The 17,405-nt window shown below is 64.5% G+C and carries 24 protein-coding genes; 13 read left to right on the top strand and 11 right to left on the bottom strand.

Annotated features, from left to right (window positions below):
• Nucleotides 1-5: 5 nt before the first annotated feature.
• The gene (locus tag Q7I88_RS03145) at nucleotides 6-257 is read right to left on the bottom strand and encodes a DUF6489 family protein (RefSeq protein WP_305097580.1); all 252 of its coding nucleotides are present in this window, start codon (nucleotides 255-257) and stop codon (nucleotides 6-8) included.
• Nucleotides 258-346: 89 nt separating this feature from the next.
• On the opposite strand from Q7I88_RS03145, the gene Q7I88_RS03150 reads away from it, so the two are divergent.
• Both Q7I88_RS03150 and Q7I88_RS03155 read left to right on the top strand, forming a co-directional pair.
• On the top strand, nucleotides 347-1,048 hold the full coding sequence (locus Q7I88_RS03150) for a dienelactone hydrolase family protein (RefSeq protein WP_305097581.1): 702 nt from the start codon (nucleotides 347-349) through the stop codon (nucleotides 1,046-1,048).
• On the top strand, nucleotides 1,045-2,664 hold the full coding sequence (locus tag Q7I88_RS03155; RefSeq protein WP_305097582.1) for an FMN-binding glutamate synthase family protein: 1,620 nt from the start codon (nucleotides 1,045-1,047) through the stop codon (nucleotides 2,662-2,664). Before Q7I88_RS03150 ends, Q7I88_RS03155 begins: the two co-directional genes overlap by 4 nt.
• 10 nt (nucleotides 2,665-2,674) lie before the next feature.
• Here Q7I88_RS03155 and rho read toward each other — a convergent pair whose 3' ends face one another.
• The 3 genes from rho to hemE form a co-directional block, all read right to left on the bottom strand.
• Nucleotides 2,675-3,931 carry a transcription termination factor Rho gene (rho, locus tag Q7I88_RS03160; protein WP_305097583.1) on the bottom strand — a complete coding sequence of 419 codons (1,257 nt, stop codon included), beginning with the start codon at nucleotides 3,929-3,931 and terminating at the stop codon, nucleotides 2,675-2,677.
• Nucleotides 3,932-4,104: 173 nt separating this feature from the next.
• On the bottom strand, nucleotides 4,105-4,548 hold the full coding sequence (locus Q7I88_RS03165; protein WP_305097584.1) for a CopD family protein: 444 nt from the start codon (nucleotides 4,546-4,548) through the stop codon (nucleotides 4,105-4,107).
• A gap of 31 nt (nucleotides 4,549-4,579) precedes the next feature.
• Entirely contained in the window at nucleotides 4,580-5,602 is a 1,023-nt protein-coding gene (hemE, locus tag Q7I88_RS03170; RefSeq protein WP_305097585.1) for a uroporphyrinogen decarboxylase, read from the bottom strand.
• Between the two features lie 305 nt (nucleotides 5,603-5,907).
• Here hemE and Q7I88_RS03175 point away from each other — a divergent pair, with 305 nt between their 5' ends.
• From Q7I88_RS03175 to Q7I88_RS03220, 10 genes are all read left to right on the top strand, one after another.
• A complete protein-coding gene (locus tag Q7I88_RS03175; RefSeq protein WP_305097586.1) occupies nucleotides 5,908-6,750 on the top strand; it encodes a pyruvate, water dikinase regulatory protein in 843 nt (280 codons plus the stop codon).
• Nucleotides 6,747-7,325 carry a Maf family protein gene (locus Q7I88_RS03180; protein WP_305097587.1) on the top strand — a complete coding sequence of 193 codons (579 nt, stop codon included), beginning with the start codon at nucleotides 6,747-6,749 and terminating at the stop codon, nucleotides 7,323-7,325. The genes Q7I88_RS03175 and Q7I88_RS03180 overlap by 4 nt, the downstream gene beginning before the upstream one ends.
• Complete coding sequence (locus Q7I88_RS03185) at nucleotides 7,322-8,176, top strand: shikimate dehydrogenase family protein (protein ID WP_305097588.1); 855 nt, start codon at nucleotides 7,322-7,324, stop codon at nucleotides 8,174-8,176. Before Q7I88_RS03180 ends, Q7I88_RS03185 begins: the two co-directional genes overlap by 4 nt.
• Nucleotides 8,173-8,766: a dephospho-CoA kinase gene (coaE, locus tag Q7I88_RS03190; protein ID WP_305097589.1), complete on the top strand. Its 594-nt coding sequence runs from the start codon at nucleotides 8,173-8,175 to the stop codon at nucleotides 8,764-8,766. Before Q7I88_RS03185 ends, coaE begins: the two co-directional genes overlap by 4 nt.
• A gap of 45 nt (nucleotides 8,767-8,811) precedes the next feature.
• Entirely contained in the window at nucleotides 8,812-9,501 is a 690-nt protein-coding gene (gene dnaQ, locus Q7I88_RS03195; protein WP_305097590.1) for a DNA polymerase III subunit epsilon, read from the top strand.
• Nucleotides 9,502-9,536: 35 nt separating this feature from the next.
• Entirely contained in the window at nucleotides 9,537-10,103 is a 567-nt protein-coding gene (gene hpf / locus Q7I88_RS03200) for a ribosome hibernation-promoting factor, HPF/YfiA family (protein ID WP_305097591.1), read from the top strand.
• Between the two features lie 105 nt (nucleotides 10,104-10,208).
• Nucleotides 10,209-10,670, top strand: coding sequence for a PTS sugar transporter subunit IIA (locus tag Q7I88_RS03205; protein WP_305097592.1), 462 nt, complete (start codon nucleotides 10,209-10,211; stop codon nucleotides 10,668-10,670).
• Nucleotides 10,645-11,136 carry a PaaI family thioesterase gene (locus Q7I88_RS03210; protein WP_305097593.1) on the top strand — a complete coding sequence of 164 codons (492 nt, stop codon included), beginning with the start codon at nucleotides 10,645-10,647 and terminating at the stop codon, nucleotides 11,134-11,136. The genes Q7I88_RS03205 and Q7I88_RS03210 overlap by 26 nt, the downstream gene beginning before the upstream one ends.
• A 1-nt stretch (nucleotide 11,137) precedes the next feature.
• Nucleotides 11,138-11,482, top strand: a complete 345-nt coding sequence (locus Q7I88_RS03215) for a DUF1491 family protein (RefSeq protein WP_305097594.1) — start codon at nucleotides 11,138-11,140, stop codon at nucleotides 11,480-11,482.
• Nucleotides 11,483-11,691: 209 nt separating this feature from the next.
• Nucleotides 11,692-12,351 (top strand): cell wall hydrolase, encoded by a 660-nt coding sequence (locus Q7I88_RS03220; RefSeq protein ID WP_305097595.1) that lies wholly within the window; start codon nucleotides 11,692-11,694, stop codon nucleotides 12,349-12,351.
• Between the two features lie 14 nt (nucleotides 12,352-12,365).
• Here the strand turns inward: Q7I88_RS03220 and xth are convergent, their stop codons facing one another.
• The 3 genes from xth to Q7I88_RS03235 are packed head-to-tail and all read right to left on the bottom strand — an operon-like array spanning nucleotide 12,366 to nucleotide 13,939.
• The gene (xth, locus tag Q7I88_RS03225; RefSeq protein WP_305097596.1) at nucleotides 12,366-13,139 is read right to left on the bottom strand and encodes an exodeoxyribonuclease III; all 774 of its coding nucleotides are present in this window, start codon (nucleotides 13,137-13,139) and stop codon (nucleotides 12,366-12,368) included.
• A gap of 10 nt (nucleotides 13,140-13,149) precedes the next feature.
• The gene (gene erpA / locus Q7I88_RS03230; RefSeq protein ID WP_305097597.1) at nucleotides 13,150-13,476 is read right to left on the bottom strand and encodes an iron-sulfur cluster insertion protein ErpA; all 327 of its coding nucleotides are present in this window, start codon (nucleotides 13,474-13,476) and stop codon (nucleotides 13,150-13,152) included.
• Nucleotides 13,477-13,507: 31 nt separating this feature from the next.
• The gene (locus tag Q7I88_RS03235) at nucleotides 13,508-13,939 is read right to left on the bottom strand and encodes a CBS domain-containing protein (RefSeq protein ID WP_305097598.1); all 432 of its coding nucleotides are present in this window, start codon (nucleotides 13,937-13,939) and stop codon (nucleotides 13,508-13,510) included.
• A 118-nt stretch (nucleotides 13,940-14,057) separates the two neighbouring features.
• Here Q7I88_RS03235 and Q7I88_RS03240 point away from each other — a divergent pair, with 118 nt between their 5' ends.
• Nucleotides 14,058-14,339, top strand: coding sequence for a hypothetical protein (locus tag Q7I88_RS03240; RefSeq protein ID WP_305097599.1), 282 nt, complete (start codon nucleotides 14,058-14,060; stop codon nucleotides 14,337-14,339).
• 14 nt (nucleotides 14,340-14,353) lie between these two features.
• Here Q7I88_RS03240 and Q7I88_RS03245 read toward each other — a convergent pair whose 3' ends face one another.
• The 4 genes from Q7I88_RS03245 to Q7I88_RS03260 are packed head-to-tail and all read right to left on the bottom strand — an operon-like array spanning nucleotide 14,354 to nucleotide 17,259.
• Nucleotides 14,354-14,728: a (2Fe-2S) ferredoxin domain-containing protein gene (locus tag Q7I88_RS03245; protein WP_305098552.1), complete on the bottom strand. Its 375-nt coding sequence runs from the start codon at nucleotides 14,726-14,728 to the stop codon at nucleotides 14,354-14,356.
• Between the two features lie 14 nt (nucleotides 14,729-14,742).
• Nucleotides 14,743-15,195, bottom strand: coding sequence for a DUF2497 domain-containing protein (locus Q7I88_RS03250; protein ID WP_305097600.1), 453 nt, complete (start codon nucleotides 15,193-15,195; stop codon nucleotides 14,743-14,745).
• Nucleotides 15,195-16,664, bottom strand: coding sequence for a TolC family outer membrane protein (locus Q7I88_RS03255; protein ID WP_305097601.1), 1,470 nt, complete (start codon nucleotides 16,662-16,664; stop codon nucleotides 15,195-15,197). Before Q7I88_RS03255 ends, Q7I88_RS03250 begins: the two co-directional genes overlap by 1 nt.
• Nucleotide 16,665: 1 nt before the next feature.
• Nucleotides 16,666-17,259, bottom strand: coding sequence for a protein-L-isoaspartate O-methyltransferase family protein (locus Q7I88_RS03260; protein ID WP_305097602.1), 594 nt, complete (start codon nucleotides 17,257-17,259; stop codon nucleotides 16,666-16,668).
• Nucleotides 17,260-17,405 lie beyond the last annotated feature (146 nt).

The raw sequence follows: 17,405 nt of genomic DNA on the forward strand, positions 1-17,405 counted from the left end.
AGCGGTCAGTCGTCCGACTTCTTCTCGGTATTGCTCTTGGCGGCGCCTTCCATGAAGCTCTGGAACACCTTTAGCCCCATCTGGCCCATCGGCGCCAGCTGCTTGGCGTACTGTTCCAGTTGCTCGGTGTTCGATACGCCCTTCATCGCCTTGGTAATGGTGTCGATATAGACCGAATTGGCCTTTTCGACGTCGGGCAGCCCCATGAACTGGCGGGCTTCTTCCGGCGAGCAATCAATCTCGATATGAACCTTCATCACCTTCACTCCGCCTGGCGCGTGACGATTGCTCCGGAACGCGCGATACCGTTTTCGCGTATGACAGGCACACGCTGGGAGGATCCTATATGAGCGAGACGTTGCGTATTTCCACCCTTGAAGGCGACGGCGCCTTCGATTGCTACGTTGCCCGGCCGGCCGGCAAACCCACGGCCGCGATCGTGGTGATCCAGGAAATCTTCGGCGTGAACGCGGGAATCCGCCGCAAGTGCGACAAGCTGGCCGAAGCGGGTTACCTCGCGCTCGCTCCAGATCTCTTCTGGCGCATCGAGCCCGGCGTCGAACTCGATCCCGACATTGAACCCGAATTCAAACGCGCGCTCGAACTGATGGGGAAATTCGACCAGGACGTTGGTATTCGGGACATCGAAGCTGCGATCACGTACGCCCGCTCACAGGAAGGCTGCAGCAGGGTGGGCGCGGTGGGTTACTGCCTCGGCGGCCGGCTCGCGTACATGACCGCGGCACGAACCGACGCCGATGCCTGCGTCGGCTATTACGCCGTCGGGATCGACGGCCTGCTGCGAGAGAAAAACGCCATAGCCAACCCGCTGATGCTCCATATCCCAACCGGCGACGGCTTCGTACCGCCCGAGGTGCAGCGAGCGATGCACGAGGGCCTCGACGACCATCCCAAGGTGACGCTGTACGACTACGAAGGGCTCGACCACGGTTTCGCCACCGAGTTCGGCAGGCGTCGCAACGACGAAGCCGCGCAAAAGGCGGACGAGCGCACTGCAGCCTTTTTCACCGAGCATCTCGGCGCATGATCAATCGCGCTCACTGGCGCTTCTCTGCCAACCTCCCGTCCCGTCTCCTCGCCCCAGTCATCCTCATCGTGCTGGCCCTCGCCGCACTGGCCTGGCACCCGGCGCGTTCGGCGCTGATCCTCGTTCTGCCGCTGCTGGCGATCGCCGTCTGGGACTTCTTCCAGCGCCGACACACCCTCTGGCGCAATTACCCGCTGATCGCGCGCGTGCGCTGGATCATGGAGGACCTGCGGCCTTTCGCGCGCGCCTACATCGTCGAAGGCGACCTGGAAGGCCGCCCGTTCAACCATGACCAACGTGCTCTGGTCTATGCCCGGGCGAAAGGGCAACTCGATTCGCACCCGTTCGGCACCGAGCTCGACGTCTATTCCGACGAATACGAATGGCTCGCCCACTCGATGGCGCCGAACGAAGAGGCCCCCGCAGAATGGCGCGTCACCGTGGGCGAGGGGCGCTGCAAACAGCCTTATTCCGCCGCGCTGCTGAATATCTCGGCGATGAGCTTCGGTTCGCTGTCCGCCCGGGCGATAATGGCGCTCAACAAAGGCGCGGCTAACGGCAACTTCTATCACGACACCGGCGAGGGCGGTCTCTCGCGCTACCACCGCTCCCATGGAGGTGATCTGGTTTGGGAAATCGGCAGCGGGTATTTCGGCTGCCGCGACGGCTGGGGCAAGTTCGACCCGGCGAAGTTTGCCGACACCGCACAGATCGACCAGGTCAAGATGGTCGAGATCAAACTCAGCCAGGGGGCAAAGCCGGGCCACGGCGGCGTTCTCCCGGGCCCGAAGGTTACCGCCGAAATTGCCGCCGCCCGCGGCGTCACCAAGGGCGAGGATTGCATCTCCCCGGCAGCCCATAACGCCTTCCACACGCCCATCGAGCTGCTCGAGTGGGCCAACCAGTTGCGCGAACTGTCCGGAGGAAAGCCGGTGGGCATAAAACTCTGCATCGGCCAGCAACACGAAGTCATGGCGCTGACCAAGGCCATGCTCGAAACCGGTCTGCGCTTCGATTACATCGTCGTCGACGGGGCCGAGGGCGGCACGGGTGCGGCGCCGGTCGAACTGTCCAACTCGGTCGGCATGCCGCTGCGCGAAGGCTTCATCACCATGCGCAACGCCCTGGTCGGCACGGGGCTGCGCGGTGACATGCGGCTAGCGGCGGCCGGGAAAGTGCACTCGGGCGCGGGCATGGCGATGAATTTCGCTCTCGGTGCCGACTGGTGCAACGCCGCGCGCGCCTTCATGTTCGCGCTCGGCTGCGTGCAATCGATGAAATGCCACACCGACTTGTGCCCGACCGGCGTGGCGACGCAGGACGCCACGCGCCAACGCGGCCTGGTCGTGCCGGTCAAGGCCGAGCGGGTGGCGCGCTTCCAGCGCCACACATTGCATTCGCTGCGCGAGATCGTCGTCGCCATGGGCCTCGACAACCCGTGGCAAATTCGAGTCGAGCATCTCAGCGAACGAATCAACGCCGCGAAGAGCAACACGATGGACCGGATCTACAACTTCCTCGAGGAAGGCCAGTTGCTGGCCGACCCGGAATCAACGCAGTACGCCGGAGCCTGGAAAGCAGCCCGAGCCGACAGCTTTCGCTGCGCTGAAGGCTGAACCTGCGCCCTTACTGGTTCATCGTCGCGAAGAAGTCTTCGTTGGTCTTGGAATCCTTCATCTTGTCGAGCAGGAATTCCATCGAATCGATGGTTCCCATCTGCATGAGGATGCGCCGCAGGACCCACATCTTGCTGAGCTGATCCTTGGGCACCAGCAGCTCTTCCTTGCGGGTGCCGGACTTGCCGACGTCGAGCGCCGGGAAGATGCGCTTGTCGGCGACCTTGCGGTCGAGGACGATTTCGCTGTTACCCGTGCCCTTGAACTCTTCGAAGATGACCTCGTCCATCCGGCTGCCGGTGTCGATCAGCGCGGTGGCGATGATCGACAGCGACCCGCCTTCCTCGATGTTGCGCGCCGCGCCGAAGAAGCGCTTGGGGCGCTGCAGGGCGTTGGCGTCGACACCGCCGGTCAGCACCTTGCCCGAGCTCGGCACTACCGTGTTGTAGGCGCGGCCGAGGCGGGTGATCGAATCGAGCAGGATCACCACGTCCTTCTTGTGCTCGACCAGGCGCTTGGCCTTTTCGATAACCATTTCGGCGACCTGGACGTGGCGCGTCGCGGGTTCGTCGAAGGTCGAGGAAATCACCTCGCCCTTTACCGAACGCTGCATGTCGGTGACTTCTTCGGGACGTTCGTCGACCAGCAGGACGATCAGGAACACCTCGGGGTGGTTGTCGGTGATGGCCTTGGCCATGTTCTGCAGCAGCACGGTCTTGCCGGTGCGCGGCGGGGCGACGATCAGCGCGCGCTGGCCCTTGCCCTGCGGGCTGATCAGATCGATCACCCGGGCCGACTTGTCCTTGACCGTCGGATCCGACGTATCGAGGTTGAGCCTCTCGTCGGGATAGAGCGGCGTCAGGTTGTCGAAATTGGTGCGGTGGCGCACTGCGTCGGGATCGTCGAAATTGACGCTCAGCAGCTTCGTGAGGGCAAAATAGCGCTCCCCGTCCTTGGGGGCGCGGATCTCGCCTTCGACGGTATCGCCGGTCCGCAGGCCGAACTTGCGGACCTGGTTGGGCGAAATGTAGATATCGTCAGGGCCGGCGAGATAGTTCGCTTCCGGGCTGCGCAGGAAGCCAAAGCCGTCCTGCAGCACTTCGATCGTGCCCTGGCCGACGATTTCCTCGCCCTCGTCCGCGACTTCCTTGAGGATCGCGAACATCAGGTCCTGCCGGCGCAAGGTGCTGGCGCCTTCGACGTCGTATTCCTCGGCCATTGCGACGAGCTCCGCCGGCGCCCTCTTTTTCAGTTCTTTCAGATGCATGGGTAATGATTCCAGATAATTCGGTTGGGAGCCGGCAAGTCGTTATGGGCTTGGAGAAAGCTGACTCGGCCGCGCGGGACGGCGGCCTGTTCCGGTATCGGTGAAATAGGTCGTGCGAGCCAGCCCGTCAATTCGCAATCGAGGCGAACGCAGGCACGGCTCGCCGCAAATCGTCAGAACGGTTTGACCACCACCAGGATGACGATGATCGCCGCGGCGATGCCGGGAACCTCGTTGAGCATGCGCAGGGTCTTGCCCTCGAGCGGGCGTTCGCCCCGCGCCAGCTTCTTGGCATAGCTCGCCAGCCAACCGTGATAGCCCGACAGCGCCAGCACCAGCAGCAACTTGGCATGGAGCCAACCCTCGTCCCAGGCATGGAGCGAAAACGCGAGCGCAATGCCGAACACCCAGACGGCGATGATCGAGGGCAGCAGGATGATCTTGAGCAGCTTGCGCTCCCGGCTGGCCCATTCGGCGGCTTCAGGCGATCCGGTGGGCGCTTCCTGATGGTAGACGAAATACCGTGGAAGCATGAACAGCCCGGCCATCCAGAAGATCACGAAAATGATGTGACCGGCCTTGAGCCACAGGTAGGTCATCGAGAGAACATCCTGCATGCGCGCGCTGTAGGAGCCCGAGAGCCGCGCGTCACCCCTTTCCTCGCACGATTTCGAGCAAGCGCTCGACATTTTCGATCGGCGTTTCCTTGTCGATCCCGTGGCCGAGATTGAACACGTGCGGGCGGCCTGCGAAGCCGGCGACGATATCGCGAGCGTTTCGCTCGAGCGCTTCGCCGCCCGCCAGCAGTACCATCGGATCGAGATTGCCCTGCACCGGCATGCCGTCGGGCAGCTCGCGATGCGCCCATGGGACACTCGTCGTTTCGTCGATCCCCATGGCGTCGACGCCCGTCGCACGGGCATAAGTTCCCAGCTGATCGCCAATCCCCTTGGGAAAGCCGATGACGGGCGTGTCGGGGCAGCGCTTGCGGAATGCATCGACCAGCCACTTGGTCGGCTCGATGACGCAGACACCCTTGTGCTCGGGCGCAAGGCTGCCTGCCCAGCTGTCGAAGATCTGCACCGCCTCGGCCCCGGCCTCGACTTGGCGGGTGAGATATTCGACCGTCAGCTCCGCGATGGCGTAAAGCAGTTCGGCCATGGAATCGGAATCGCGATAGGCCATCAGGCGCGGCTCGCGGTGATCCTTCGAGCCCTGGCCCGCGACCATGTAGGTCGCCACCGTCCACGGCGCGCCGGCGAACCCCAGCAGGGTGACGTCGTCTGGCAAAGCCGCTCGCACGAGGCGAACCGTTTCGTAGACCGGATCGAGCCGTCGGGGCACCGCACGCAGCGTATCGAGCGCTTGATCGACAAGGGGAGGGGCCAGACGAGGCCCCTCGCCTGCGCCGAACGAGAGGTCCTGGCCCATCGCCCATGGAACCATGAGGATATCGGAAAACAGAATGGCCCCATCCATGCCGAACCGGCGCACCGGCTGCAGAGTGACTTCGGCGGCGAAGTCAGGATCGGTCGCCAGTTCCAGAAATCCGCCCTTTTCGGCCCGCAGCGCGCGGTATTCCGGCAGGTACCGCCCTGCCTGGCGCATCAGCCAGACAGGGCGCCGTTCGGTAACCTTTCCGCGCAGCGTATCGAGGAGCAATCCGGGCATCTCGGTCGGTTCCAATCCAAATAATAAGAGTCTTTAGAAGGTTTGCTGGAGTCTGTTGGGCCTGTGGAAAGTGGGGATTGCCGCGCCCTGCCGGATTTCTGTGCGCTTGAACAGAGCTCTCGGGGCCAGGCGACTCGTGCTTTGTTCCGAGTCAACCAAACCTTATCCCCACTGTGAGACCGCTGTTGGAATCCGGCCTATTGCCAACGTACAGGTCCGGCCCGAATCGCCCGATAGCGGTGAGCGATTTCCATGCTGAACTTGTCCGCCATTCGCTCCCGTGGTTTATGCCGGGAGTTGTCCACATGACCCGGCTCCATCTCCACCTCCTTTCGGATTCGACCGGCGAAACGCTGGAGATGATCGCCAAGGCGGCGCTGGCGCAGTTCGACGGCGCCGAGGTCATACGCCACTTCTGGCCCATGGTTCGCAGCCAACAGCACCTCGATCGTATCGTCGCCGAACTCGCGGGCAATCCGGGGCTCGTGCTCTATACCCTGGTCAACGCGGAAACGCGGGTGCGGCTCGAGGAACGTTGCCGCGCCCTGGGCGTGCCCCATGTTCCCGCGCTCGATGCCGTCACCGAAGCGTTGGAAAATCAGCTCGGCCAGGAGGCGAAGGGTCGCCCGGGGCGCCAGCACGCGATGGACGACGCCTATTTCGCCCGCGTCGACGCAATCCAGTTCACCATCGCCCACGACGACGGGATCCTGTGGGAAGAGTGGGAGGAAGCCGATATCGTGCTGGCCGGAGTCTCGCGCACGTCGAAGACGCCGACCAGCATTTATCTCGCCAATCGCGGCTACAAGGTGGCCAACATCCCGTTGGTAATGGAGAGCCCGCCGCCGGCGGAGCTGTTCAGCCTGCGCCATCCTCTGGTGGTCGGATTGACGACCGCAGCGCGCCGACTGATCGAGATACGACGCAATCGGCTGCTTTCGCTCAACGAAACGGTCGAGACGTCCTACGTCGACGAGGACGAGGTATCCCGCGAACTGGCCTTCGCGCGCCGCATGTTCGCCGATAACGGTTGGCCGGTGATCGACGTGACGCGCCGTTCGATCGAGGAGACCGCCGCTGCGGTCATGCGCCTTAAGGCCGAACACGACGAGCGCGACGGCAAGGACCAGGGGACCAAACCGATATGATCGTGCTCGCCTCCAAAAGCGCTTCGCGGCGGATGATGCTTGGCGCCGCCGGGGTCGACTTCGAGGTCGTGCCCGCAGCAATCGACGAGCGCGGGCTCGAGACGTCGCTCGGCAATGTTCCCCCGGGCTCGGTGGCGCTTGCGCTGGCCGAGGCCAAGGCCCTGTCGGTCGATGGCGAGGGCCGCCCGGTGCTGGGCAGCGATTCGGTCGTCTCGGTCGAAGGCCGGCGTTTCGACAAGCCGGAAAGCCGTGCACAGGCGGCCGAGCACCTGCGCTACTTTTCCGGAAAGACGATGGAACTGCATTCGGCAGCGGCCATCGCCATCGGCGGTCACTTGCGCTGGAGCAACGTCGCGCTCGCACGGCTGCAAGTCCGCGACCTGTCGGAAGATTTCATTACCCGTTACCTCGCCGCCGAATGGCCCGAGGTCAGCCAGTGTGTCGGTGTGTTCCGCATCGAGGCGCGCGGCGCACAACTGTTCGAGAGCATCGAAGGCGACATGTTCACCGTGCTCGGCATGCCGCTGCTGCCGGTTCTCGGTGCCCTCCGTGAACTCGAAGAACTGCCGGCATGACTGGTTATGCCGAGGTTATCGGCGATCCGATTGCGCAATCGAAATCGCCGGCAATCCATGGATACTGGCTGAGCAAGCTGGGCCTCGACGCCGCCTATCGTGCGGCTCTCGTATCGGTCGAAGGACTGGAGACCTATCTTGCATCGCGGCGCGGCGATCCGCAGTGGCGCGGGTGTAACGTGACGATGCCGCATAAACAGGCGGTAATCCCCTTGCTCGACCGGCTCGACCCGCTCGCCGCACGAATCGGCGCAGTGAACACGATCATCGCCGAGGACGGCGGCCTCACCGGCTACAACACCGATGCGCGAGGCTTCCTCGAACCGTTGCGCAGCCGGTTGGCAAAGCAGCACTACTTTCGCATGGCCCGGATAATCGGCACCGGCGGGGCGGCCCGCGCCGTCGTGACCGCGCTGGCGGACGAAGGTTTCACACTTGTCCTCGCCGGGCGCGATGCGGGCAAGGCACGGGCTTTGCTCGACGAACTGGCGCCAGGGGGCGAGCACCACGCCATCGATCTCGCGCATTTCGCCGATGAAACGGATTTTCCCTTCGACGACCGCGAAGGCTGTCTCGACCTGCTGGTCAATGCCAGCCCTCTCGGCATGGCCGGCCAGCCGCCCCTGGTCTACGATTTCAGCCACACCCCGCCCGGAACGGTGGTCTACGACGTCGTTACCGACCCAGTCGTCACTCGCTTGCTTGCGGAAGCGCGGCGGCGCGGTTTTTCCACCGTCGACGGGCTGTCGATGCTGATCGGGCAGGCCGCTGCGGCATTCGAAATGTTCTTCGGCCGCCCCGCCCCGCGGCACGATGCAGACATGGGCCTGCGCGCCCTGCTGTCACCATGAGCAGGCCCTTCGTGCTCGGACTGACCGGCTCGATCGGCATGGGCAAGAGCACCGTCGCGGCGATGTTCGCCAGGCGCGGCGTGCCAGTCTTCGATGCCGATGCAGAAGTGCGCCGCATGCAAGGACCCGCGGGCTCGCTCTTGCCGGCTATCGAGGCGGCGTTTCCGGGCACCACCGGCCCGGACGGCGTCGACCGTGCGAGACTCGGAGCGCGGGTGTTCGGCGATCCGGTCGCCCTCGCCCGGCTTGAGGCGATCGTCCATCCCGCGGTGCGAGCTTTGCGCGAAGCGTTCCTGATCGAACACAGCGGTGCACCGCTGGTGGTGTTCGATATCCCGCTGCTGTTCGAAAAGGGCGGCGCCGACGAAGTGGATGCGATTTGCGTCGTCTCGGCCCCGCCTGCGGTGCAGCGCGCCCGCGTGCTGGCCCGCGAACGCATGACGCCCGAGCGGTTTGCCGAGATCCTGGCGCTGCAGATGCCGGATGCCGAAAAGCGTGACCGCGCCGACCATGTGATCGATACAGGCCGCTCGCTGGCCGAAACCGATGCCGCTGTCGGCGCTCTGGTCGAGCAGCTGTCGCGGACCTGAAACATGCCCTTGCCAGCCGGGCCGGAGAGTCCGATAGGTAGGGCGATGCGGGAAATCGTGTTCGATACCGAAACAACCGGCCTCGATCCAAGGACGGGCGACAGGCTCGTGGAAATCGGCTGCATCGAGCTGGTCAACCGCGTGCCTACCGGGCGCACTTTCCATGCCTATTTCAATCCCGACCGACCGATGCCGATCGAAGCCGAACAGGTCCACGGCCTGTCCGATGCCTTTCTGGCCGACAAGCCGCGCTTCCACGAAAACGTGCTCGACCTGCTCGAATTCCTCGCCGATTCGCCGCTCGTGGCGCACAACGCCCAATTCGATTTCGGCTTCCTCAATTGCGAGCTCTGCTCGTGCGGACATCCCGAAGTTTCGCTCGATCGTATGGTCGACACATTGGGGATCGCCCGCCGCCGCCACCCTGGCGCGAAGCACTCTCTGGATGCCCTGTGTACGCGGTACGGCATCGATCGGAGCCACCGCGTAAAGCACGGCGCGCTGCTCGACGCCGAACTGCTGGCGCAGGTTTATGTCGAGCTTACCGGCGGGCGCCAGATCGGACTCGAGCTCGCCACCGAAACCATCGAAACGGTGGTCGAAACGGTCGGGATCACGGTGATGAACCGCATTTTTCGCGCCCCGCGGCCGCATGTCCCGAGCGAAGCGGAACTCATTCGGCACGAAGCGTTCGTCGAAACGTTGAATGGGCCGCTCTGGGATAAATCGCCCTGAGACAGGTCCTCGGGGCAGACAGGAGAGTCAATACCATGGAAATTCGCGTGTCCGGCCACCAGGTGAACACCGGATCGGCTCTGCAGGAACATGCCGCCGACCGGCTCAATGGAATCATCGACAAGTACTTCAGCCGCGCGCTTTCATCCCACGTTACCTTCGGCAAGGCGCCGACCAGCGCCTTCGCGTGCGATATCGTGATGCACGTCAACCATGGCCTTATTCTCAAGTCCCACGGCCAAGCGCATGACGCCCACCAGTCGCTCGACCAGGCCGCCGACAAGATCGAAAAGCAGCTGAGGCGCTACAAGCGGCGGCTCACGGACAGGCACGAGCAGGCGGTACATGCCACGCGTGAGGAGGACGCCGCCTATACCATCTTCGCGGCCGAAGAGGCGGAATCCGAAACCGAACCGCCCGAAGCACCGCCGGTCATCGCCGAAACTCGGATCGACATACCGCAGGTCTCGGTTTCCGACGCCGTGATGCTTCTCGACCTGCGTCATACCAACGCCCTGTTCTTCAAAAACGCTGGCACCGGCCGGCACAATATGGTTTACCGCCGCCCCGATGGCTCGATCGGCTGGGTCGAACCCTCGTGAAGCGCTAAGAGAACGCTTCTAGCCAATCGAATTGACGGCAACCGGGTGGCAGGCGGGCGGCTATGTCGACCGCGCGCCCGGGCCGGGAATTATTCGGGTTGAACTATGAACGTACATTTCTTTCTGGAGCCCGGCGACGTGGCGATCGTCGCCGCGACCTCTAAGGACGCCATTCTCGAGGCACTCGCGCACCAGTTTGCCAGCAGCTACGACCTGAACGGCGCCGAAGTGCTCGAGCGGCTGCAGGAGCGCGAAGCCTTGGGCAGTACCGGTTTCGGACGCGGTGTCGCCATTCCCCACGCCCGGGTAGCGGGGGTCAGCCGGCCCGTTGCTGTGCTGCTCAAGCTCAAAGACGCGGTCGATTTCGATGCCGCCGACGGCTTGCCCGTCGACCTGGTTTTCGGACTGGTGTCGCCCGAGCAGAGCGGTGCGGCGCACCTTCATGCGCTGGCGGCGATTTCGCGCCTGGTGCGCGACGAGCGCATTCACGATGCGCTGAGCGAAGCGCCCGACGCCGAGGCGCTCTACAGCATGATAAGCAATGCCGCGGATCGCGACGCCGCCTGAGGCCGAAGCGCTCGCTCCGCCGGGGGCCAGCCATCATTTCCGTGCGCTCGAGACCCTCTATGCCTCGGCCCCGGTGAATGCGCTGTTCCCCTCGCGGCTACAGGTCGTTTCCGAAGGGCACGCACGGATCGAATTCACCGTCGACGAGCGCGTTCATCACGCTGCCGGAGCGGCGCACGGCACGATCTATTTCAAGATGCTCGACGACGCAGCTTTCTACGCGGCCAATTCGCTCGTGACCGACCGTTTCCTGCTGACCACCGCGTTCAACCTGCACTTCACCGCCCCGATCCGGTCGGGCCCAGTCGTCGCGGAGGGCCGCTGGATCAGCGGCCGGCGCCGTGTGTTCGTGGCCGAGGCGCGGTTGCTCGACGGTGAGGGGGAAGAGATCGGCCGCGGCACCGGCACTTTCATGCGCTCGAAGATTCCTCTCTCCGGCCTTCCCGGTTACCGTCCGGAGCACTGAAATGACGGACGCGCGCCTGCCCGCCCACCTGGAGGTAAATGGACTGATTCGGGCGGTGGACGCTGCAGGCGGGTTCGGGATGGTTATCGCAAAAGGTGAACGCGATGCGGGAACTTTGCTAATAATATGTGGCGCAAATGACACAAAACTGCGCCTTTATGAGCGAATGCCGCAGCTCGACGGGTCGCGCCGATGGACTCTCGTCAAAGAGCAAAACCCTGAAAACAAAAGCGAATTCGCCGAATATTGGCAAAGACGAAGGGCTCAGGATCGCGACCTTTGGATCGTTGAGCTGGATATCGCGAATGCTGAACGTTTCATCGGATTGAACGGAACCATCGGTTGACCTTTGGAGGACCGGGGCTATCTGGCCGCCATCTTCCAATAGCGTAGGCAGCCTCGAGGCGCCGGGTATCCGGTGGCCTGGCCAGCGCGCAGTCGGGTGGCGGCCGGCAGGCCATTGCGAGCGAGATCACGCGGCTGCGGACTATTCCGCAGAGACAAGCGAGACCGCCAGCCTGCGTCGGGACGTCAACCGCCCTGAGTTAGGGATCGATGAGCCGAAAGACTCATAAGGCCGCCGCGCTCGCCGTGGCCGCCAGTCTGATATTTACGCTCGCGAACACCGGCGGTTCCGGTGCCTTCGCGCAAGAAAGCAAAGTCGCCGTCGAGGACAATGTCCCGACGGTTACGGAAACTCAGGACCCCGCCGGCCCGCACTTCGTGGCGAACGAAGTGGTGCAGCCGCTGCCGCAGGACGCCGCGCCGAGTGCGGCCATCGCCGAAGGGTCCGAGCCGCTCTCGCTGCGCGAGCTCGTGGCCGACATGCCGGTCGAAGGCGAACTGCCGCGCGAAATGCGCTGCCTCGCCGAAGCGATCTATTTCGAAGCCCGCGGCGAACCCCTCGCCGGCCAGCTGGCGGTCGGCCGCGTGATCATCAACCGCGCCGAATCCGCCGCTTTTCCGGACGACTACTGCGGTGTCGTGACGCAGCGGGCCCAGTTCTCCTTCGTCAAGCACGGGGTCATCCCCGCACCGCGCACCGGGACCACCGCCTGGAAGAAGGCCGTCGCCGTGGCCAAGATCGCCCACCAGGAATTGTGGGACAGCCCAGCCGGGGATTCGCTCTATTTCCACGCGACGCGGATCAAGCCGCGTTGGGCAAGCCGGAAGATCGCCCGCGCTACGCTCGCCCGCCACGTCTTCTATCGCTAAGCGGCACGGAGAATTCAGTCGCCGATTTCGACCCACACCGGGGCGTGATCGCTGGCTCTTTCGCGGCCCCGATATTCCTTGTCGACACCGGCGGCGACTAGACGGTCGGCGGCCTCGGGCGAGAGGAGCAGGTGATCGATGCGAAAGCCGTGATCGCGTTGCCACGCGCCGGCCTGGTAGTCCCAGAAGGTCCATACACCGCCGCGCGGGTTGAGCGTGGCGATCGCGTCGGTCCAGCCGTCGGCGAGAATGCGCGCGTAAGCATTGCGCGATTGGGGCTGCATCAGCGCGTCGCTGGCCATGGCCGCCACCGACCAGACGTCGCGATCCTCGGGAATGACGTTGAAATCGCCGACCACCACGGTCGGTAGCTCCCGCGCGAGCAGTTCGCGCAAGCGAACGCGCAGGCGCTCCATCCAGGCGAGCTTGTAGTCGAACTTGGGCCCGGGCTGCGGATTGCCGTTGGGCAGATACAGGTTGACGATTCGCACGCCCTTGACGTCGCACTCGATGAACCGCGCCTGCTCGTCGTCGGGATCGCCCGGTAGGCCCTTCACGACTTCGGCCGGGTCCTGGCCGTCGGCGAGAATGGCAACGCCGTTGAAGCCCTTTTGGCCGTGCCAGATCGCGCGATAGCCGATCTTTTCGAATTCCTCGGCCGGAAAGCCCTCGTCCTGGCTCTTGATCTCCTGAAGGCAGGCGACAGCCGGTCGGGTCTCCTCGAGCCACTCGATCAGGCGCGGTAGCCGCGCCTTGACGCCGTTGATGTTGAAGGATGCAATCCGCATCCGCCGAACCTTAGATGCCGAAGCTGGAACCGCAACCGCAACCGGCGGCAGCATTGGGATTTTCGACCTTGAATGCCGCTCCGCCAAGCGACTCGACGAAATCGACCACGCTGCCGGCGACGAGGTCGAGACTGACCGGGTCGACCACGAGCCGCACGCCATCGGTCTCGCTGACCGCATCGTCGCTCGCGGTTATTTCGGCTAGATCGAACTTGTATTGGAAGCCGGAGCAGCCGCCGCCTTCGACCGAAAGCCGCAGGACGGCCGGCTTGCCTTGCCGCTGGGCGATCCACTCGACACGCCGGGCGGCTGCGGGAGTCAGGGAAATACTGCTCATGCCTGCGATGTAGGGGGCGCGGGGTGCAGTCTCAAGCAGTCTGGATATATTGCCGCATCTGTTCCGCCTCGGCCGTTATTTCGTCGAGGCGGCCTTTGACGATGTCTCCGATGGAGATGAACCCGATCATTCGACCCTCGTCCATCACCGGCAGGTGGCGGATGCGGCGCCGCGTCATCAGCGCCAGCGCCTCGTGGGCAGTGGCCGACGGGGGAATCGTTACGGCCGGCGCGGTCATAACTTCGCCGACTTCCCGTTCGAGGCAGAACGCGCCTTCGTCGGCCAGGCGGTAGAGCACGTCGCGCTCCGAAAAGATGCCGGCCACCTGCCCCGCGCGAATGACCGGGAGGGCGCCGATGCGCCGTTCGGCAAGGAGCTTGACCGCATCGCGGACACGGTCGCCGGCCGAACAGCTCACGATGTCGGACGGGTCGCGCCGAACAATCAGATTGGCAATGTCCATGGCAATGTTCCTCTTCCCGCGTTCCAGTATGCCACAGGACGACGGAACGCGCGAATCCTGCAACGGGACGAGAAACAGGGGCGTTGATTGAAGCGTCAGACAAGAGCATCAGGCGCGCATGGCCAAACCATCCCCCCTCGACCAACCCGAGAACGCCGCCCACGCCTGGGCCCGCTATCGCCGCCTGATGCGCTGGATGGCGATGTTCACGCTCACAGTCGTCGTGCTGGTTCTCGGGTTTCTGCGCTGGGAGGTCGGACCCTCGCCCATCCATTTCTATATCGCCACGGGTCTCGGGATCGGCGCGGCGATGATGCTGATGGCGGCTCTGATGGGCCTCGTCTTTCTATCCAGCGGAACGGGACACGACGAATCGGTATCCGACCTCGAGGATAAATAGCGCCGGAGGGCGCGCTATTCGGCGGGACGAAGCCGGTAATCCTCGACCGGGACGCCGCCGATCAGGTGCTCCTGGATTATTCGTTCGAGCACCTCCTCGGTGCAGGAATGGTACCAGACGCGGTCGGGCCAGACGACGGCGATCGGGCCCGCGGTGCAGATCTGCAGACAGTCGGCCTTGGTCCGCTGTACGCCGCCGCCCGATTCCCGCGTGGGCCCGGCGAGCCCGAGTTCCTTGAGGCGCCGCTTGAGATACTTCCAGGCTCGCTCGCCGACGTCGCGCCGGCAGCATTCCTGCTTTTCCGACATTCCGCAGAGGAAGATGTGACGCGAGAGCGTCTCGCCGCCGATCTTGGCCAGGGCCGCTTCGGCCCGGGCGAGGTCGGATATCGCTGCGGGTTTGCTCAGCGCTTCTTGCCTGCGATTCGGGCGATTTCGGCCTGCACCATGCGATCGACGATCGCCGGAAGATGATCCTCGAGCCATTGCGCGAGCATCGGGCGGAGCATTTCGCGCACCAGGCCTTCGAGCGAGGTTTCCCCGGAGCGGACGATCTGTGGCTGCGCGCCAGGTTCCGCAAGCATGGCCAGGGCAGCGAGCGATTCGCGCATCGCCCCTGCGGTTTCGCGGGTGGTGAGCGCATCCTCGCCGCTGTCGTCTTCTTCGGCCAACTCGGCATCGGCGCCCAGTTGGAGCACTTCTTCTGCGTTCTCGGCGGTTTCGGACGGAGCACGGGCCATGCCTGCGCTCTCGCGCCTCTGCCGTTCGACAGAAGCGGATTCGCGGTTGTCGCGCGCGATAACTTTCTTGATCGATTCGAGGATTTCCTCGACCGAAGGTTCGCCGTGCTGCCGCATCAGTTTGTCAGTCCCGCCTGTTGCTCCGCGGGAATTTCCGCACCCTGGGCGGGAATGTCAACGGTGCGGGAGCTTTGCGTCTCGGGGTCCGGATCGCGCGACCAGTCCCAGATATTGCCCTTCACGCGATCATAATTGACCACAGGGTCGTACAACGCGCCCTCATCGTCGATGCCGAGATCGCGCGCTTCGGCGCGGCCCATCGCCGCCAGCAGGCTGAATCCGGCGACATAGGCATTGCGCCGGGCGGTAACGAGCTGGACCTGGGCGCGCAGCAGTTCCTGCTGGGCGTCGAGGATGTTCAGGATCGTCCGGTTGCCGACGCTGTTCTCGGCTCGCACACCTTCGAGACTGAGCGCTGCCGCATCGACCGCCGACTGCGTCGAAGCGATAATCGCCTGCGCCGCTTGCCAGCTCGAATAGGCCGAGCGAACCTGCGAGATGATGCTGCGCTCGGTCGAGACGACCTGTTCGAGAGCCGCCGAGGCATTGGCCTGCGCCTGGCGCTGCTGCGCCGCCACCCGGCCTCCCTGAAACAACGGCAAGGTGAAGCGCACGCCCGCCTGTGCGGCAGTCGAGACCTGGGGCGATGGACCGCCGGTAAAGCCGCTGCCCAGCGTCCCGAGATAGTTCTGGTAGCTGCCGCTGGTGTAGAGCTCGAGCTTGGGCAGTCGCCCTGCGCCAGCCGTATCGATATCGTATCCGCTGGCCTTGGCCCGTTCGCGCGCCGCGATCAGGTCGGGATTGTTCATCAGGGCGGCGGAAACCGCTTCGTCGACGCTGGCGGGCAGGCCGGGCAGCGGCGGCGGAGGCTGGAGATTGTCCGGCGCCATGCCGACCAGCGCGACGTAGTTTTCGCGCGCCGCAACAAGGTTAGCCTGGGCGGTTCGCAGGTCGCCCTGGGCAAGCGCCAGTCGGCTTTCCGACTGGGCCACGTCGGTGCGCGTCAGGTCGCCGATCTCGAAACGGTCGCTGGTCGCTTGCAGATTGACCCGGAGGACCTCGACGTTGTTGGCCGAAAGGCTGGTCACCGCTTCGGTCCGGATCACGTCCATGTAGGCGGCGACGACCTGCGCGAAGATCGAACTTTCGGTGCCGCGCAGGCCGGCCCGGCCCGCCTCGATGCGCTTCTTGGCAGCCTTGACGCCGTTGCGCACCGCTCCGCCCGAATAAATCGGGATGCTCAGGTCGCCGCTCCCGCTGAGCACGCGGTCCGGCGAGATGAAGCTCGACGAACTCTGCTTGAGATACTCGGTGTAAGTTGCCGAGGTGCTGACCGAGGGCAGTCCGCTGGCTTGCTGGATCACGACCGTCTCGTCGGTCGCGCGCTGCTGGGCGCGAGCGGCCTCGAGCGTGGGATTGTCCCCGTAAGCTGCGGTCAGCGCGTCCTTCAACGTGTCGGCCTGCGCCGGGACCGCAGCGAGGCAAGCGCCGGTGAGCAACAGCGTGCGCAGCGATCGACCCGTCATCTCAGAAACTCCAGGCCTTGGCCTTGGCAAATTCGGGCAGGGCCGGAATGCCGACTTCTGCGAGGGCGCGCAGCGCCACGTCGCCGCCGGCCTCGCGACCCACGGCAAGCCGGGTCAGCCCGTTGCGCACGAGGCCGCATACGACCCGGCCGTCATTCGCAAGCCGTTTGGTCAGCATCTCGGGCAAATGCTCGACCGCGCCATCGATCATCAGCAGGGTGAAATCTTTCTTGCGCGAGGCCTTGAGCGCCTCCTCCGGCGAAATGACTTCCAGGGAACCGGCGAGCGGTCCGACCAGCGCGGCAAGATAACCGCTGCCGCCATCGACGAGCAGGACCTTGTCGGCCAGCGTCGGTGCCGCTTCCTGCAGCATCATGCCTTGCACGATCGGTGCCGCAAGCCAGCGGCCCGCGCCCAGGGCAATTGCCCGGTCCATGTAGGCGACGCCTCGCGCCGCGGCGGGAACGAAGTCCTCGCGGGCCACGGCGGCCATGCGGCGAAGCACGAAGTCGGCGGTTACGCCGCTGGTGCGCAGCTGGCTGTCGATCATGGCCTTGCGAGCGGCGGGCATCGGGCGGTCTTCAACGACTGTCACGGGACCTCGAGATATCGTCCTTTGGGCGTTCGGGGGAGCCTTAGGGCCTGCATCCGGCGCGGGCAATGCCATGCTTTGTCGCAAGTTGTGTTTTGAAACCCGTGCGAAGCGCTTTGACCACACCCGGTCGGGACGACTATGGCGCG

This window comes from Croceibacterium aestuarii (assembly GCF_030657335.1).
Classification (GTDB): Bacteria; Pseudomonadota; Alphaproteobacteria; order Sphingomonadales; family Sphingomonadaceae; genus Croceibacterium_B; species Croceibacterium_B aestuarii.

Coding starts and splice junctions, on each gene's coding strand:
- Q7I88_RS03145 (WP_305097580.1), bottom strand. CDS start 257: ATGAAGGTTCATATCGAGATTGATTGCTCGCCGGAAGAAGCCCGCCAG.
- Q7I88_RS03150 (WP_305097581.1), top strand. CDS start 347: ATGAGCGAGACGTTGCGTATTTCCACCCTTGAAGGCGACGGCGCCTTC.
- Q7I88_RS03155 (WP_305097582.1), top strand. CDS start 1,045: ATGATCAATCGCGCTCACTGGCGCTTCTCTGCCAACCTCCCGTCCCGT.
- rho (WP_305097583.1), bottom strand. CDS start 3,931: ATGCATCTGAAAGAACTGAAAAAGAGGGCGCCGGCGGAGCTCGTCGCA.
- Q7I88_RS03165 (WP_305097584.1), bottom strand. CDS start 4,548: ATGCAGGATGTTCTCTCGATGACCTACCTGTGGCTCAAGGCCGGTCAC.
- hemE (WP_305097585.1), bottom strand. CDS start 5,602: ATGCCCGGATTGCTCCTCGATACGCTGCGCGGAAAGGTTACCGAACGG.
- Q7I88_RS03175 (WP_305097586.1), top strand. CDS start 5,908: ATGACCCGGCTCCATCTCCACCTCCTTTCGGATTCGACCGGCGAAACG.
- Q7I88_RS03180 (WP_305097587.1), top strand. CDS start 6,747: ATGATCGTGCTCGCCTCCAAAAGCGCTTCGCGGCGGATGATGCTTGGC.
- Q7I88_RS03185 (WP_305097588.1), top strand. CDS start 7,322: ATGACTGGTTATGCCGAGGTTATCGGCGATCCGATTGCGCAATCGAAA.
- coaE (WP_305097589.1), top strand. CDS start 8,173: ATGAGCAGGCCCTTCGTGCTCGGACTGACCGGCTCGATCGGCATGGGC.
- dnaQ (WP_305097590.1), top strand. CDS start 8,812: ATGCGGGAAATCGTGTTCGATACCGAAACAACCGGCCTCGATCCAAGG.
- hpf (WP_305097591.1), top strand. CDS start 9,537: ATGGAAATTCGCGTGTCCGGCCACCAGGTGAACACCGGATCGGCTCTG.
- Q7I88_RS03205 (WP_305097592.1), top strand. CDS start 10,209: ATGAACGTACATTTCTTTCTGGAGCCCGGCGACGTGGCGATCGTCGCC.
- Q7I88_RS03210 (WP_305097593.1), top strand. CDS start 10,645: ATGCCGCGGATCGCGACGCCGCCTGAGGCCGAAGCGCTCGCTCCGCCG.
- Q7I88_RS03215 (WP_305097594.1), top strand. CDS start 11,138: ATGACGGACGCGCGCCTGCCCGCCCACCTGGAGGTAAATGGACTGATT.
- Q7I88_RS03220 (WP_305097595.1), top strand. CDS start 11,692: ATGAGCCGAAAGACTCATAAGGCCGCCGCGCTCGCCGTGGCCGCCAGT.
- xth (WP_305097596.1), bottom strand. CDS start 13,139: ATGCGGATTGCATCCTTCAACATCAACGGCGTCAAGGCGCGGCTACCG.
- erpA (WP_305097597.1), bottom strand. CDS start 13,476: ATGAGCAGTATTTCCCTGACTCCCGCAGCCGCCCGGCGTGTCGAGTGG.
- Q7I88_RS03235 (WP_305097598.1), bottom strand. CDS start 13,939: ATGGACATTGCCAATCTGATTGTTCGGCGCGACCCGTCCGACATCGTG.
- Q7I88_RS03240 (WP_305097599.1), top strand. CDS start 14,058: ATGGCCAAACCATCCCCCCTCGACCAACCCGAGAACGCCGCCCACGCC.
- Q7I88_RS03250 (WP_305097600.1), bottom strand. CDS start 15,195: ATGCGGCAGCACGGCGAACCTTCGGTCGAGGAAATCCTCGAATCGATC.
- Q7I88_RS03255 (WP_305097601.1), bottom strand. CDS start 16,664: ATGACGGGTCGATCGCTGCGCACGCTGTTGCTCACCGGCGCTTGCCTC.